Source organism: Fulvivirga imtechensis AK7, from assembly GCF_000331535.1.
GTDB classification, from domain to species: domain Bacteria; phylum Bacteroidota; class Bacteroidia; order Cytophagales; family Cyclobacteriaceae; genus Fulvivirga; species Fulvivirga imtechensis.
Genome location: NZ_AMZN01000110.1, coordinates 1 through 16,204, shown reverse-complemented (window position 1 = coordinate 16,204; position 16,204 = coordinate 1). Strand labels below are relative to the sequence as shown.

Below are 16,204 nucleotides of genomic sequence, written 5' to 3'. Positions count from 1 at the left end.
ATAGTACAGCTTATCTATGAAAAAATACATTGATCTGATTGAGCAGACTTTCGAATTCCCACAAGAAGAGTTCAAAGTGGTGAATAACGAACTTCATTTCAATGGGGTACCATTGATGGACATTATTGAAAAGTATGGAACGCCTTTAAAGCTCACATACCTCCCTAAGATCGGAGAGAATATTAAGTATGCAAAGCAAATTTTTAATAATGCTATAAAAAAGCATAATTATAATGGCACCTATACTTATTGTTATTGTACCAAGTCGTCTCATTTCAGCTTTGTTCTGGAAGAAGCGTTACGACATAACATACATATTGAAACTTCCTCTTCTTTTGATATTCCCATAGTACGAAAGCTGTACGAAAAAGGAAGGATAAAGAAAGACGTATATGTAGTGTGTAACGGCTTTAAACGCCCGTTGTACAGACAGTATATTAGCGACCTTCTTAACGATGGGTTTAAAAACTGCATACCCGTACTGGACAACCTTCATGAATTGAAGCACTATGAAGAAAATGTTAAAGGCACCTATCAGGTGGGCATCAGAATTGCGGCTGACGAGGAACCTAATTTTGAATTTTACACCTCAAGATTAGGCATACGCTACGGTGACATCAACACACTTTATCGAGAGCAGATCAAGCCTAGCAAAAAAGCGAAACTCAAGTTGCTTCATTTCTTTATTAATACAGGTATTCGCGATACCGCCTACTATTGGAGTGAATTGAGCAGGTTCATTTTTAAATATTGTGAACTAAAAAAGGAATGCCCCGAGCTTGACACCATAGACATTGGTGGTGGTTTCCCTATCAAAACTTCACTGCATTTCGAATTTGACTATAAATATATTGCGGAACAGATCGTGGAAAACATCAAATGGATCTGCGGAAAAAATAACGTACCGGTTCCCAATATTTTTACTGAGTTCGGAAGCTTTACGGTAGGTGAAAGTGGTGCGGTGCTTTATTCTGTAATGGACCAGAAACTACAAAACGATAAAGAGCTATGGTACATGATCGATGGTTCGTTCATCACGCATCTGCCTGATGCCTGGGGGCTCAACCAGAAATACATCCTGCTGCCCGTAAATAAGTGGGATGGCATGTTCCATAAAGTAAACCTCGGAGGGCTGACCTGCGACAGTATGGACTACTACAATTCAGAAGCCCATACCAGTGATGTATTTATGCCTATGCTTGAAGCGGAAAAAGAAGACAAGTTATACCTGGGCTTTTTCCATACAGGCGCGTACCAGGAATCTTTGGGTGGATACGGAGGCATTCAGCACTGCCTGATCCCTGCGCCAAAGCATGTATTAATAGATAAAAATTCGGATGGAGAGATTGAAACCACGCTTTTCTCGGAAGAGCAGGAGAGTGAGTCGATGCTGAAATTGTTAGGATACTGATAAAGTAATGAACTGGCAAAAGAAATTATTTTGGGATATTGACGTGACTACCCTTGATACCGAAAAGCATGCCGGCTTCATAATGGAAAGGGTTTTACATAGAGGAGATCTTGATGATTGGAACCAATTAAAAAAAATGTATGGTTGGGCAAGGCTAAAAGAAGAAGCGATTAAGCTCCGTAACCTTGACCTGAAAACATTAATCTTTCTAAGCACTATACTTAATATACCGAAAGACCAATTTAGATGCTATTCTCAAATACAGTTGAACCAAAACATTTGAACTATTAAAAAGTATATCATCTGAAGAGGTCTTTACTCACTTCTACTTAGTGTTTGTAAGAGAACCCTAAGTGGCTTTAAGAAATGAAGTCCCAAAAAGCGGGGCGTACTAAGGTACGAGAGCATTTTTGGAACAAAGGTAACGCAGACATTGGCGTTTTTCTTAGAGACACTACTTAGGAGGGGAAACAGCATTGGCATTGCAGATAGGACATAGAATATTTCGTGAACTTCATTAACACTGTCCTCCGCTGGCGGAGGTGGCCAAAGGTCGGAGGTGGAGAAACAGAGGTGGGCAAACTGGCTGCCGGCTGACTGGATTACGCGTTGTGCCTGTTAGTTTTTAGCTTGGCGAGAGAATTCGTGGCACCACTACTTGAAGATAGTGGTGCCACGAGTACTGAGACCGGCGAACTGTGAACGGTTTCATATATGTAAATCAATCTCCTCTCCTAAGGAGAAACCTATCCTCTTTAGTTTAGGATGTAATCGGTATGAAAGAGTGAACTTACTATAAAACGGCTTAGTAAGATGCTTCCAAAGCATACGGCATGAAAATTCTTTTGAAGTCAGTCCTTAACTAAAGAGGATTGCGTAACCCCAGAGGGGGGCCAAAATCTTTGTAGCCCCGAGTTTCCAGGACCGCATCGCTACCGGGATGCTTGGATTAAAGGCTATGGAGAGCCATCGGGGACAACAAACGTTAACAAAATCTACAAGTCCTTTGCCATGTAGGATTACAGTCGGAGCAGTTGGAAGCCAAATAGGATTTACAATCATCATAGGTACAGAAACCTGCAGATAAACCACCACCCCTAATCGTTTGGCTGTTAAAATCCTCTGCGTCAGTCACAAAACTTTTTACTTTCAGATCATTTAATTTTAGCTTTTTCATTTTTAGTTGGTTTTATTTTGCCCCTACTCTTTTAAGGCTTTTCGGGAGCTGCCTGGTATGTAAATTACCAGAACAGGCCAACTTCGACTTGTAAAAATATGCCATTTAATGGTAGATCTAGTCCATCTCCATTGGAAACGGCTCCTCCAATACTCTTTAGTTAAGAAAGTCACCCCGACCCTGGAGGGATCTATGAACGAATAACTGCTTCAAAGGTGCTTGGATCCCTCCCTTGGGGTACCAATGACAAGTTTTATTACACACTGATAGTCAGATGATAACATGTTATTGCTCAGTTTGTAGCATATGTCTTACCTTTTTGTTCCCGAAAGCGTTTGAAAAAACGGGGCTCAAACAGTGTGATTTATAACATGTACGTGTGGCATTGAAATTCTTAACGCCATTTTCTCAAGGCCGGTCGGTTAATTTGTCATTATCCACAAAATCAACTAAAAAGTTGTTGGCTACCTCGAGATGACTGAGCTTTTTAGAAGAGCTTTTCTTAACTAAAGAACATGACGGATTCTCAAACGGATCAACTAAAATATTATCCAAAAATAACCTCTAAAGCATCTGCCAGATTCTGAGCCCTGTAGTCCGCCATGCGGCTATCATCATTATCCACCTGAATGGTTTTAATGCCCAGCTTTTTAGCAGGTACCAGGTCCCTTTCCTTATCACCGATCATCCATGACAGGCGGGTATCTATGTTGAACTTGGCAATAGCCTTTTCAAACATCAGGGAACCGGGTTTTCGGGTCAGGCTTTCGCTAACGGACGGATGCCATGGGGCATAGTAAAAATGATCGATCTGGTGATTGAATGCCTTTTGCATGACCTGATGGCATTCGTGCATTTGCTCCCTGGTGTATATCCCTTTGGCTATGCCCGATTGATTCGTAATAACAATAAGCAGGTATCCGGCTCTTTTCAAAGAAGTCAACGCGTCAGCCGCTCCCGGAAGGATCTCCAGCTTATTGGCAGAATATACATAATCCACATAATCTCTATTCAAAACCCCATCACGATCCAGAAAAACACATTTATTCAAAATATCAGTAGTTTAAATTTTAAAAAAAGATTCGTAAAATTAGTACATACGAAATAAAAACAAATGTTAACTGTTAATGATTTAGTAAGAGATTTATTATTTTAGGGCACTCTAAAAAATACTCTGAAGCAGCGTGAACGACAGTTTAGTAATTATACCCACTTACAACGAGCGAGAAAACATCGAACTGATCATCAATGCTGTATTTTCACTGCCTCACAAATTTGATATTCTGATTGTGGATGATGGCTCACCTGATGGCACGGGAAACATGGTTAAAAACCTGCAGGGCAATGATCATGATGGAAGAGTGTTGCACCTTTTAGAGCGCCGGGGTAAGCAAGGCCTGGGAACAGCGTATATAGCAGGCTTTAGATTTGCGTTGCAGCAGAAATACCAATATATTTTTGAAATGGATGCCGATTTTTCCCACAACCCAAAGGACCTGATGAGGCTCTATGAGGCTTGTGCTACCGAGGGTTATGATATGGCCGTTGGCTCCCGGTACATCAGCGGAGTAAATGTGATCAACTGGCCCATGGGAAGGGTGATCATGAGCTACTTCGCCAGCATCTATGTGCGCTTCATCACCGGCATGCCCATCTATGACACCACCGCAGGTTTTGTCTGCTTTACCAGAAAGGTTTTGGAATCCATTAAGCTGGATGATATCAGGTTCATCGGCTATGCCTTTCAGATCGAGATGAAATTCACTGCAATGAAGTATGGATTTCGAATAAAAGAGGTGCCTATTGTTTTTACTGATCGTACCAGGGGTAAATCAAAAATGTCAGGCTCTATTTTCAAAGAAGCATTTTTTGGAGTGATCCAGATGAAAATAGTAAGCTGGTTCAAGAAGTATTATCCGGCTACAGAGATTAATTAGAGTCTCTAAGAAAACTCACAATTTATCGTCATTGCGAACGAAGTGCGGCAATCCCCTCTTTTTTTTGGTGTGCACTAACAGGGGATCGCTTCGTTTCCTCGCGATGACGACAAGAGTTTTCTTAGAGACTCTAATTAATCAATTAATCTCAAAAAATTACTTTATGAGGTTTCTAAGCGCCACTTGGTATAGCCCAAAGCTGGCGCGCGTTTAACGAAGTGTAACGCGTGACTCTCAATCAAAGCCATCCACTTCCAGCTAAACCTCAGCCATCCAATTTACTTCATTACCCACCCCTGTGTCTCCTCCCATGGAGACTCTCCAATGCTCTTAAGTTAAGGCGTCAACCCGATGAAAGAGGGAACTTACTAAGAAGCATAGACGAAACGGCTTAGTAAGATGCCTCCAAAGTCGGCATGACAACTCCTATTATCAGCATGCAATAAAAACTAATCATTGGTATCCTCATGAGAGCCAGAAAGCCCTTCTCCATAGGATGCCACACTATAACCGCTGCTTCCTACCTCGTAATAACAATACCCAACACCTTCGCCAGCTCCATTTCAGATTTTTTAAGCTCAGAATGTATTTTAAAATGTTTATCCTGATCCTCCTCGTTAGCGGCCCCTTTCATTTTCTTTAGGTTGTCCATGATCAGTTTTTGAATAACACGGAACTTCAGGCGCAGTACATTAGTGAAAACCACATTTTCAAGAATATCATGTTCATGTGGCACAAATATTTGAAACTTATCATTCCAGTTGGGGCTTACTTCGTGTCTTTCAGTCATCAAATCCACCACCTCCTTTTTAATCTCTGAAGAGCAGTGGCTGATAAAGTACTGACTGTCCACAACTTGCCCCTCCGTCAATTTCTTTTTAAAAATATCCAGTATTTCGCGGTAGACGGGTGTGCTGAATTCCACGTCTTCAAGTTGTTGCAGCAGATAATCATAAAGCCGGTATTCCTCCTCTATCTCATTAAATCCATAGTTGATCAAAAGCCTGATACTCTCGCGCTCCTGCAAAGTCACCATCTTTTCAGAGTCAAGTGTCTTTACTTCAGTAGCTTCTTCGATCAGCTCCGGAAGCAGGTCCTCTCCTGTCGACTCCTTTATCTTCTCCTTATCTTTCTTTCTACGGCCGGTGATCAGCAACTTGTTGAGCTCAGTGAGCAGTACAGACTCATCAATCCCCAGAAGAGATGAGGTCTCCTTAATATACACTGCCCGTTTCACCGGATCGGGGATCTTGGCAATACTGCCGACAATCTCTTTTATCGACTCTGCCTTTTTCAGCGGGTCTTTAACTGCTTCTTCAGCAAAAAGTCCGGCTTTAAAGGTGATCAGATCCCTGGTATTTTCCTTTAGATACTTTTTAAATTCAGAAGTGCCCAGCTTACGCGAGTAGCTGTCGGGGTCTTCACCGGCAGGAAAAACCACGATCCTCACATTCAACCCGGCTTCTAAAATCATATCCACTCCGCGCAAAGCGGCTTTCAGGCCAGCCGTGTCTCCATCAAAAAGAACGGTAATGTTTTCAGTCCAGCGATTGATAAGCCGGATTTGATCATCAGTAAGAGATGTTCCTGACGATGCAACCACATTTTCGATATCAGACTGATGAAGAGAAATAACATCCGTATATCCTTCTACCAGGTAGCAATTATCCATTTGCCGGATAGCCTGCTTGGCTTGAAAAAGCCCGTATAGTATCTTACTTTTATGGTATACTTCCGTTTCAGGAGAGTTGAGGTACTTAGGCTTTCCATCCTTTTTCAGCGTGCGGGCGCCAAAAGCAATGACTTTGCCGGTAACGTTATGTATAGGAAAGATAACCCTGCCCCTGAACCGGTCATACTTTTTATCATCCTTCTTGATCAGCAGGCCTGCTTTTTCCAACAGGTCTTCGCTATAAGCATTCTTTAATGCTATTTCGGAGAAAGCATTCCATTCATCCAGGCTATACCCGAGTTCGAATTTATCGATGGTTTTATCGGTAAAGCCCCGTTCTTTGAAATAGCTGAGCCCTATAGAACGTCCGTCATCGTGATTTTTGAGAATCTCCTTATAATAGTCCTTCGCATAGTTGAGAACGATGAAGAGACTGTCTCTTTCATTCTGCTGAAGCATCTGCTCGTCACTCTGTTCATCTTCTATGATCTCAATACCATATTTCTGAGCCAGATACCGGATGGCTTCAACATAGTTTAGTCCGTCATGCTCCTCTACGAAAGAAATAGCATCACCTGCTTTTCCACAGCCAAAGCATTTATAAATACCCTTTTGAGGCGCTACTGAGAAGGAAGGAGTTTTTTCATCGTGAAAGGGACAGCAAGCCCAAAGGTTCTGTCCTTTACGCTTTAAACTGACGTAATCAGACACCACATCCTCAATGTCCACTCTGTCTTTTACTGCCTGTATGGTAGCCTGGCTAATCACTTTTTCACTTCAGTTTAACTTCAAAGATAGAATTTTTCGACCCATTTTGTCTTACAAAAGTTACTAAAAGCAAAAGTTAAAGGCTAAATTTGCTGACAGATTATATTTTAATTTAGAGGGGAGATATTAATGAAATTTATAGAATCTGACGTTCTCAAGGCGCTTTCAACAGTTGATGATCCGGACCTGAAAAAGGATCTGGTGTCGTTGAACATGATCAAAGACATTGAAATATTTAGCGACACAATAAAATTTACTGTAGTGCTTACCACACCGGCATGCCCGCTAAAAGAACTGATCAGGCAAAATTGTGTTGATGCCATTCACGAACATATGGACAAGGACTTGGAAGTCGAAGTGGTAATGACATCAAATGTAACGACTACAAGAAGCAGCGCTCCGTTGCTCCCTGATGTAAAGAATATCATTGCCGTTGCATCCGGCAAAGGCGGGGTTGGAAAATCCACCGTTGCTGCCAACCTGGCTGTGGCTCTTGCCCGAGAGGGAGCTAAAGTGGGTATTATAGATGCTGATATCTACGGTCCGTCCGTTCCCACAATGTTTAATTGTGAGCAGGAACAACCTACCGTACGCCAGGTCAATGGTAAGAATGTGATCGTTCCCCTGGAACAATATGGCGTAAAACTGATCTCTATCGGATTTCTTTCCCCAGCGGATAGCGCTGTAGTATGGAGAGGCCCCATGGCCAGCTCTGCATTAAAACAGTTTATTGGTGACACTGATTGGGGCGAACTGGACTATCTGCTGATAGACCTGCCACCAGGAACCAGTGATATCCATCTGACCCTTGTACAGACAGTACCTGTAACCGGGGCGGTTATTGTCACTACCCCTCAAAAAGTAGCCCTGGCAGATGCTCAAAGAGGGCTTTCAATGTTTAAGCAGCCACAAATAAATGTTCCCGTATTGGGTATTGTGGAAAATATGGCCTATTTTACCCCTGAAGAGCTTCCTGATAACAAGTATTACATTTTTGGGAAGGGCGGAGGACTGAACTTATCAGAGAAATTCGATGTTCCTCTACTCGGACAAATACCTATAGTACAAAGCATCCGGGAAAGTGGAGACAACGGCTATCCTGCTGTATTGAAAGAAGGTATTACACAGGAAGCATTCACTGATCTTGCGGAAACACTTGCCAGGCAAGTAGCTATTAGAAATGCAAATTTTGAACAGACGAAGAAGGTAGAATTTAAAGTATAGATAGAACAAATGGAAACTGCAAATACATTATCAATAGATGATCTGATACAGAAAATAGATGCAGCTCTTGATAACATCAGGCCTTACTTAAGAACTGATGGTGGAGATGTTAAGATATTAGAGATTACTGATGATATGGTCGTAAAGCTGGAGTTAATGGGAGCTTGTGGTTCTTGTCCTATGTCTACCATGACACTCAAAGCCGGTGTAGAAGAAGCGATTCGCAAATCTGTACCGCAAATAAAGTCAGTTGAGGCTATTAACATCACCCATCCGGATGATCCCAACGCCAAGTTACCTGACAATTTGTTGTAGGATCAACGAGTAGATATTGAAAACGACCTGAACCCCTGAAAACATCTAAGTATATAGCATCATCTATAACAAGCCTCCTCCGAGGCTTTTTGCTGTTAAGCAGTCTTTATTTCATATCGACCCATACACTCGCTCAGCGCTGCGCCACAGTTGAATATCAAAAACTACGGCAACAGGCCAATCCCAAGCTTGAAAATGAAAGCGAATTTGAAGACTGGCTGAAACAAAAAATCGAAGAACGTAAGAATGCCAGCTACAGCACATCACGCGAGCAGGCTACAGTGTATAAGATACCGGTAGTAGTGCATGTGATCCATAATGGGGAAGCGCTGGGAGTCGGCAGGAATATTCCCGATGCACAAATCATCTCGCAGATCGAAGTGCTGACAGAAGATTTCAGAAGAATGAATACCGATGCTTCCAACACACCTGCCTCCTTTATACCGGTGGCAGCCGATGTGGAGTTGGAATTTGTATTGGCGCAGCGGGATCCTGAAGGGCTGCCTACCGATGGCATTGTGCGGGTAAACGGGCAACAAAGTGAATGGGCTCTCACTGAAAACTATGAGCTTAAAAGCTTAAGCTATTGGCCCGCTGAAGATTACCTGAATATTTGGGTGGCGGATATTAGCGGTAACTACCTGGGTTATGCGCAATTTCCGGTTTCAAATTCGCTACCAGGATTAGAAAATGGCAGTAACAGCAGGGTAACCGATGGGGTTGTAATTGATTTCCGCACCTTCGGCTCCAAAGATAAGTATCCTCCGGCCAACCTGGTCAATGCTTATAACCTTGGCAGAACTACTACCCATGAAATAGGCCATTATTTTGGATTGCGACATATTTGGGGTGACGACAATGGCGGATGCAATGGCACTGACTATGTGAATGATACTCCCAATCAGGGAGGAAGCACTTCGGGGTGCCCTGCAACCTCTCCTACTTCCTGCACCTCTGAGGATATGGTACAGAATTACATGGACTACACAGATGACGCCTGCATGAACCTGTTTACTTCAGGGCAAAAGACCAGGATACGGACCATACTCGATAATAGCCCCAGAAGGGCCAGCCTGAAAGCATCAAAAGGCGCCATTGCCCCGGTGGTCGTCAGCAATGACCTTGGAATAAGAAAAATAATCAACCCAGGTGACTTTGCCTGCAGCGGCTCCTTTACACCATCGCTTCAAATCCGCAACTATGGAGACAATGCAATTACAAGCTTTCAGATTACCCTTACCCTCGATGGCGCACCAGTAGAAACGGCTTCATTTTCCACTAATCTGGATCCCCTGGAGATAGATGTTGTAGAATTCAGCCCTATAAACATAAGTACTGGTGATCACACACTTCATTTCGCGGTTACACAGGTAAATGGCACTGCAGATGGAAATACCGAGAATGATGAAAGCAGCCGTCTGGTCACCGTTCCTGCCATTTCAGCGATGCCCATCACTGACAATTTCAATACACTAACACCTGGAGAAGTACCTTCCTCATTGGATATACTGAATCCTGACGGACTTTATACATGGGAAACAACCAATGCTGATGGTGGAAATATATCTTTATTTGTCAATTTTTATGACTATGAAATCGAAGGGGAGTACGACACGCTGCTTTCGCCCGTCTTTGATCTAACCACAGTGCCGTTCGGAATTGTGGCTTTTGACAGAGCATATGCAAAGTACCCAACTGTCTCCGATGAAGGATTAATTGTGGCTCTTTCGACCAATTGCGGAAAATCCTTTGATCATATTCTTTACGAAGCCTATGGCGATGCACTGGCTACAGTTCCACAACAATCGGCTGAGTATAAGCCCGCAGCTCCAAGCGACTGGAAAAGAGAAAGTATAATCCTGGGTGAATTTCAGGGTATGTCAGGCATTAGAGTGGCATTTATTTCGAAAAATGGATATGGAAACAATCTATATCTTGACAATATTCTAATTGATGGGGAGGCCGATACTACAAAACTGAAAGATCTGGCAATACTTAGCTTGATAACACCCTCAGTAGTATCATGCTCTAAGGATGCTCAACCTGTGACACCTGTAATACAAGTTAAGAATGATGGTTATACCACTGAAAATGAAATTAACCTTACCTATCAATTTGATGATGGAAAGTTAATGACGGCCTCGTTTAATATAACTCTTGCCCCCGGAGCCATTGCAAACCTGCCATTAGCGGAAATGTCCTTTGATGCCGGTGAACATAGCTATGTTGTCAATCTCAACAACAGCAACGACAACGATCTGTCAAATGATGAGATCTCCGGAAGGTTTTATATCAATAACGAAAAAGATTTTATTCCCATAAAGGAAAACTTCGAAGATTTTGACCAATCCAACTGGGTTATTATCAGTAATGATGAACCAACTACCTGGCAAACCATCAAGACAAATAAGGGTACTTCATTATTCCTGGATTCGGAAAACTATACCGGGGCAGGTCAGGATGAATGGCTGGTAAGCCCGGTTCTTGACTTCAGTTCCTCCCAGGAAGCTACACTGTCGTTCAATATTGCATATTCGTATGTGGAGAACACCAAGGACGGCCTTACTGTTCTCGTAAGTACCGACTGTGGCGTTACCTACGAGGATGTTATTTTCAGTAAGTATGGAGAAGATTTGCACACAGGTACGTTTACAGGAGCCCCGGAATCAGATAGCGTATGGTCAAAGATAGATATTAATATGATCAACTACGTTGACGAAGAAAACCTGCGCATTGCATTTATTTCGACAAACAGCAATGGTGGGAATATCTACCTGGACAATATTCAAATTTTTGTTACTGACCATTTGGTATCCGGTGATAATGTGATCTACCCCAATCCATCGCTTGACGGTTCTTTTAATGTTACTTTCGATCTACCTGAAAAGGAAACCGTAGAAATTATTATTTATGATAGAAAAGGACAGATCATAACCCGAAACACTTTCGAAAATACTTTGAACCAGACCTATTCATTTAATTATGAGAATCAGGCGCCGGGTATCTATTTTGTAAAAGTGGTGAGCAAGTCATCGTCCTATGTAAAAAGAATAGCGCTTTTCCCATAGTTTTTGATTTCCTCGTATATTTGATCCACTGCATAATTTTTTCATAATACATGAGCAAAAAACAATCCGTAGCCATACTTTTTGGCGGTAAATCTGTAGAGCATCAGGTTTCTATTAATTCGGCAAAGAACGTTTATGAATATATAGACAAGGAAAAATATGAGCCAGTCCTTATTGGGATCTCTCCTCAGGGAAAGTGGTTTCAGAAAACCGAAATTGATGATAATTTTGAGTTGAAAGACGAACTTCACCTGATCCTGAGGGCTGACCAGGGGGGCTTTTATAACCAACATACCCGGCAATCGATTATCCCTGATCTGGTATTTCCCGTTCTTCATGGCACTGATGGAGAAGACGGGAGCATTCAGGGTATGCTTCGCGTAATTAATAAGCCATTTGTTGGCACAGGTGTATTAGGATCTGCGATCTCCATGAGTAAGCTGTATTCCAAGCGTTTGTTACAATCGGCAGGTATACCTGTGAGTAAGTTTTTATCTTTTGAATATCATGAAAAAGATAAAATTAACTATGCTCATATCTCAGGCGCACTGGGTATCCCATTTATGGCAAAAGCAGCAAATCTGGGATCCTCAGTTGGTATACACAAGGTAAAATCAGAAACAGATTTTGCTACAGCGGTTGCTGATATTTTTAATTTTGACAGCACCGTTATTTTTGAGCAGTTTATTAAAGGCCGGGAGCTGGAATGCTCTGTTATGGGAAATGAAACGCCACAAGCCTCTTTACCAGGTGAGATAGCCGTGAGCCCAGACTATGAATTTTACACTTACAAAGCAAAATATCTGGATCCCCAAGCCGCAAAACTGGTCATCCCTGCAGAAGTAGATACTCAGGTATCAGAAAAGATCCGTGAACTGTCAATCCGAAGCTATCTTACATTGAAATGTGAGGATTTTGCAAGAGTAGACCTCTTTTTGACTGATGCAGGAGAGATCATGATCAACGAGATCAATACTATTCCCGGTTTCACTAATTCGAGTATGTTTCCCATGATGTGGAAAGAAAGAGGCATCTCCTTTACAGAATTAATTACCAGGCTAATAGAAATGGCAGAAAAGCGATATGCCCGCAGTCAACAGATCTCCAGCCAATTCTCAGTCGAAAAATGACCTTTTGACTTATAAAATTTCGCCACATTATAAGAAATGATTAAGTTTAACCGTTAAGTAATATCAGTTTTATTCTATGAAATTCAGGATCAATACATTTAAACACTTTCTTATTCATTTAATTCTTGCACTGGTATTACTTTTTGGATTGGCCTTGCTGTTCTTTTACGTCTATCTTCCTTCCAGTACTAACCATGGTGAAACTATTACTGTTCCTAACCTTGAGGGCATTCATATGGACGAGATTGACGAGTTTTTAACACAAAGAAACTTGAGATTTGAGGTAAATGATTCCACATATTCAGATGAGTATCCACCGTTAACAATACTAAAGCAATATCCGAAGCCGGGTAGCAAAGTAAAAGAAGGTAGAAAAATATTCATTTCGGTAAACAGGGTAAGCCCTCCCACCGTGCCTGTTCCGGAGCTTGTGGACAGGTCACTTCGTAATGCGGAAGCGGTATTAAAGAGTAATGAATTGAAAAGAGGAAATATTACCTATAGGCCCAGCCCTTTTTTAAACCTGGTGCTGGAAATACAAGTGGAAGGCAAACCCATTAAAGCCGGGGAAAGGATTCCTAAAGGTTCGGTAATAGATCTTGTAGTAGGCGATGGCTATGCCCAATCTAACTTTCCTGCTCCCAAGCTGACAGGAAACGAGTGGGAGGACGCCAGGTTCATACTTATGGGATCAAACCTTGAGATAGGTCTGATCACCGTGGAAGGCGACACCGCAGGTGTTGATGCCATAGTTATCAAACAAGAACCGGAGGCAGGGAAGCAGGTGCGGATCGGGGATGCTATTGATTTGTGGTTGGCGCCCGAAGGTGAAGAGGAAGATCCTTCAGAGAACTAGCATATGCAAAAGCTCATTCGACATATTATCATCTTATTTATACTTGCTGTCGCGCAAAATGGCTTCTCTCAACTCAAGACCTACCCTATACCACCGGCAGAAGGTGAAAGCACAAAACCCAGGAAAGGGGCAAGAACACACTCCCATACACTAACGTTGCCGTTTTGGGATGATTTTTCGGCCTCAACCGGTGCTCCGGATACTAACCTCTGGCAAACGTCTGAAAATGTATTCATCAACCAGGGATTGGCTCACCACCCCCCTACCCTGGGAGTAGCGTCTTTTGACGGTTTGGACCAGACCGGGCAGGGCTATAAGCAAGATCAGGCCAGTGTAGGTAAAACAGACAGTCTTACCTCCCACCCCATTGACCTAAGTGCGCTAACGGTAGCTGGCAATGTTTACATCAGCTTTTTCTATCAATATGGAGGTTTCGGTGAAAACCCTGATAGCAGCGATTCACTGCGCCTTGAATTTAAAAATGAAAACGGCCAATGGGTAAGTGTATGGCCGGGTTCAGCAGGGCTTGACCGCACCGGGGAGTTTGTGCAAGCTATTGTACAAGTAGATGACCCCTTGTTCTTTTACGATGGTTTCCAGTTCAAATTCCAAAGCTTTGGCCGCCAGTCCGGCCCGTTTGATGTATGGAATGTGGATTATGTGTATGTGAATGAAGATAGATCTGCGACAGATCTCTATTATCCTGACAGGGCTATTAGCACTCCGTTAACAAATCTATTTCAAGATTATTCTGTAGTGCCTATTAGTCATTTTGCTTTTGAAAATTTAAGTATGCCTCAGTTTGAAGCCTATAGCCTTGATAACCCTGAAGATACTCCTCAGCCATATGATTATGGGCTAAATATTAAGATTACCAATTATTCTAATGGAATGGCAACAATCACTACCAGAGGCAATGATGACATAAAACCGGAAGAAAGTCCGTTGGCTCCTCTGGAGAGGGACATTGTAACTATTCCTGACTATTTTCAAGATGGTGACATCGACAGTAACGCTGACTCTACTGCCATTGAGGTTGTTGTTATTTTGGATGCCGGTGACAACATTCCCATATCCAGCAATGGAGATTATATTCCTGAAAAGTATGCCCCTATAGACTTTAGAAGTAATGATACAACACGAACCTCCCTCCTACTGTCTAATTATTATGCCTACGATGACGGAGGGGCAGAATCAGCAGCCGGGCTTAACAGCTTCGATGATCGGCTAGTCTATAGGTATGACCTGATCCAAAGCATGACCGATACGGTGGTAGCCCTGGATATATATTTTCCCTATATTGGCACGGAGCCCACAGGCAAGGTTATTGAACTGTTGGTGATGGCGGCAGAGTCAGGAAAACCTGGTGAGCTCTTACACCAGGAAATGATCAATATATCAAGAACCCCAGGGTTAAACTCCTTTACCCGTTATGAACTCAGAAAATCGGTGAACGTCACTGATTCGTTTTTCATAGGCTACAGACAAAAGACTTCGGGAGACCTTGGAGTGGGCCTGGATAAAAACAATGATTCCGGTGACAGAATTTACTTTGAACTGGATGGCACCTGGCAACAAAATACTACTGTAAAAGGCAGCCTGATGATGCGGCCTGTTTTTGGCCCATCGAGTGGTCCGGTTACCTCTACTGATCCGGATAAGGATCTGTCCCTTCAGGTATTCCCTAATCCATCCAATGGTATATTTAAAATAAAAGGAAAATTTACTGAGCTGAAAGTCTACGATCTGAGGGGCGTCAGCAAAAACTTTTCTTTGTTTTTTGAAAACGATGAAGCAATTTTGAGCCTTGAAAATCAAGCTGATGGGATTTACATCCTTCAGTTTGTAAATAATAATAGCGCTAAAACAATCAAGGTAATAAAACAATAGTTCCTAATGCTCGAGATCACCGCAGTTGAATTAAAACAAAGACTGAAAAACAATGAAAACCTGGTCATTATTGATGTGCGCGAAGATTGGGAATATGATGAGGTAAATCTCGGAGTAAGGAATATTCCCCTGGGCGACCTGCCTCAGCGCCTCGAAGAACTACCGGACAAACAAACAGAGATAATTGTACACTGCCAGTCAGGCCGCAGAAGCGGACAAGCCCAGAAATACCTGACACAGCAGGGCTATTCTAAGGTGATCAGCCTGAAAGGCGGCATTGAGGCTTATCTGAGACACGCATGATCCTCTCCTTCTGCTTCTGCCCAAAAAGAACCACAAGTAAACCATCCTTGATAATTGGTTGGTTTGCAAATTGATTGTTTATAGCTATAAAAGTAGTTTTGGAGATTAAGGTAACGTGAGTTATATAGTAGAACCAATTAAATTGTATTCGTATCTCCAAACAGACCTTTAAAGGTCATTCTGGCTACCAATGACAAGTTTCATTACACATTGATGAAAACTCATCCCTTCATCGCCTGGTCATCTCGACTGTAGGGAGAGATCTATTCACCTTAGCACCTCTTCCCTTTAAAAGAGACTCACCCTAGTACAGAGCATTGCCTACTTTTATGGCAAATAGCAGAGTGAAAATCATGATCAAATGCAGATGCTAAGCCTTGATCTCTATCTGCATAGATCCCTCCTTGGGTACCAATGACAAGTTTTCATTACATGCTGATAGTCAGATAATTA

13 protein-coding genes are annotated in these 16,204 nt (G+C 42.4%); 10 read left to right on the top strand and 3 right to left on the bottom strand.

Annotation, left to right across the window (positions count from 1 at the left end; all coding sequences use genetic code 11):
- Positions 1-16: 16 nt before the first annotated feature.
- Positions 17-1,411 carry a type III PLP-dependent enzyme domain-containing protein gene (locus C900_RS25040; protein ID WP_009583182.1) on the top strand — a complete coding sequence of 465 codons (1,395 nt, stop codon included), beginning with the start codon at positions 17-19 and terminating at the stop codon, positions 1,409-1,411.
- A 7-nt stretch (positions 1,412-1,418) separates the two neighbouring features.
- On the top strand, positions 1,419-1,694 hold the full coding sequence (locus C900_RS25035; RefSeq protein ID WP_009583181.1) for a DUF6922 domain-containing protein: 276 nt from the start codon (positions 1,419-1,421) through the stop codon (positions 1,692-1,694).
- A gap of 702 nt (positions 1,695-2,396) precedes the next feature.
- Here C900_RS25035 and C900_RS30465 read toward each other — a convergent pair.
- Positions 2,397-2,588, bottom strand: a complete 192-nt coding sequence (locus C900_RS30465; protein ID WP_009583180.1) for a pinensin family lanthipeptide — start codon at positions 2,586-2,588, stop codon at positions 2,397-2,399.
- Positions 2,589-3,135: 547 nt separating this feature from the next.
- A complete protein-coding gene (locus C900_RS25030; protein WP_009583178.1) occupies positions 3,136-3,639 on the bottom strand; it encodes a D-glycero-alpha-D-manno-heptose-1,7-bisphosphate 7-phosphatase in 504 nt (167 codons plus the stop codon).
- Between the two features lie 133 nt (positions 3,640-3,772).
- Here C900_RS25030 and C900_RS25025 point away from each other — a divergent pair, with 133 nt between their 5' ends.
- On the top strand, positions 3,773-4,525 hold the full coding sequence (locus tag C900_RS25025) for a polyprenol monophosphomannose synthase (protein WP_009583177.1): 753 nt from the start codon (positions 3,773-3,775) through the stop codon (positions 4,523-4,525).
- A 520-nt stretch (positions 4,526-5,045) separates the two neighbouring features.
- Here the strand turns inward: C900_RS25025 and dnaG are convergent.
- Positions 5,046-6,965, bottom strand: a complete 1,920-nt coding sequence (gene dnaG, locus C900_RS25020) for a DNA primase (protein ID WP_009583176.1) — start codon at positions 6,963-6,965, stop codon at positions 5,046-5,048.
- A 129-nt stretch (positions 6,966-7,094) separates the two neighbouring features.
- On the opposite strand from dnaG, the gene C900_RS25015 reads away from it, so the two are divergent.
- The 7 genes from C900_RS25015 to C900_RS24985 all read left to right on the top strand — a co-directional run bounded on the left by C900_RS25015 (position 7,095) and on the right by C900_RS24985 (position 15,751).
- Positions 7,095-8,189, top strand: coding sequence for an Mrp/NBP35 family ATP-binding protein (locus C900_RS25015; RefSeq protein WP_009583175.1), 1,095 nt, complete (start codon positions 7,095-7,097; stop codon positions 8,187-8,189).
- Positions 8,190-8,198: 9 nt separating this feature from the next.
- Complete coding sequence (locus C900_RS25010; RefSeq protein ID WP_009583174.1) at positions 8,199-8,504, top strand: NifU family protein; 306 nt, start codon at positions 8,199-8,201, stop codon at positions 8,502-8,504.
- Between the two features lie 89 nt (positions 8,505-8,593).
- On the top strand, positions 8,594-11,572 hold the full coding sequence (locus tag C900_RS28980) for a T9SS-dependent choice-of-anchor J family protein (RefSeq protein ID WP_009583173.1): 2,979 nt from the start codon (positions 8,594-8,596) through the stop codon (positions 11,570-11,572).
- Between the two features lie 50 nt (positions 11,573-11,622).
- Positions 11,623-12,702 (top strand): D-alanine--D-alanine ligase family protein, encoded by a 1,080-nt coding sequence (locus tag C900_RS25000; RefSeq protein WP_009583172.1) that lies wholly within the window; start codon positions 11,623-11,625, stop codon positions 12,700-12,702.
- A 76-nt stretch (positions 12,703-12,778) separates the two neighbouring features.
- Positions 12,779-13,558 (top strand): PASTA domain-containing protein, encoded by a 780-nt coding sequence (locus tag C900_RS24995; RefSeq protein WP_009583171.1) that lies wholly within the window; start codon positions 12,779-12,781, stop codon positions 13,556-13,558.
- Positions 13,559-13,561: 3 nt separating this feature from the next.
- Positions 13,562-15,448 (top strand): T9SS type A sorting domain-containing protein, encoded by a 1,887-nt coding sequence (locus C900_RS24990; RefSeq protein ID WP_009583170.1) that lies wholly within the window; start codon positions 13,562-13,564, stop codon positions 15,446-15,448.
- Positions 15,449-15,454: 6 nt separating this feature from the next.
- A complete protein-coding gene (locus C900_RS24985; RefSeq protein WP_009583169.1) occupies positions 15,455-15,751 on the top strand; it encodes a rhodanese-like domain-containing protein in 297 nt (98 codons plus the stop codon).
- Positions 15,752-16,204: the final 453 nt, after the last annotated feature.

What these genes read in the sequence shown, in the direction of transcription:
- C900_RS30465 (WP_009583180.1), bottom strand. Translation starts at nt 2,588, where the DNA reads ATGAAAAAGCTAAAATTAAATGATCTGAAAGTAAAAAGTTTTGTGACT.
- C900_RS25015 (WP_009583175.1), top strand. Translation starts at nt 7,095, where the DNA reads ATGAAATTTATAGAATCTGACGTTCTCAAGGCGCTTTCAACAGTTGAT.
- C900_RS24995 (WP_009583171.1), top strand. Translation starts at nt 12,779, where the DNA reads ATGAAATTCAGGATCAATACATTTAAACACTTTCTTATTCATTTAATT.
- C900_RS25010 (WP_009583174.1), top strand. Translation starts at nt 8,199, where the DNA reads ATGGAAACTGCAAATACATTATCAATAGATGATCTGATACAGAAAATA.
- C900_RS24990 (WP_009583170.1), top strand. Translation starts at nt 13,562, where the DNA reads ATGCAAAAGCTCATTCGACATATTATCATCTTATTTATACTTGCTGTC.
- C900_RS24985 (WP_009583169.1), top strand. Translation starts at nt 15,455, where the DNA reads ATGCTCGAGATCACCGCAGTTGAATTAAAACAAAGACTGAAAAACAAT.
- C900_RS25040 (WP_009583182.1), top strand. Translation starts at nt 17, where the DNA reads ATGAAAAAATACATTGATCTGATTGAGCAGACTTTCGAATTCCCACAA.
- C900_RS25035 (WP_009583181.1), top strand. Translation starts at nt 1,419, where the DNA reads ATGAACTGGCAAAAGAAATTATTTTGGGATATTGACGTGACTACCCTT.
- C900_RS25000 (WP_009583172.1), top strand. Translation starts at nt 11,623, where the DNA reads ATGAGCAAAAAACAATCCGTAGCCATACTTTTTGGCGGTAAATCTGTA.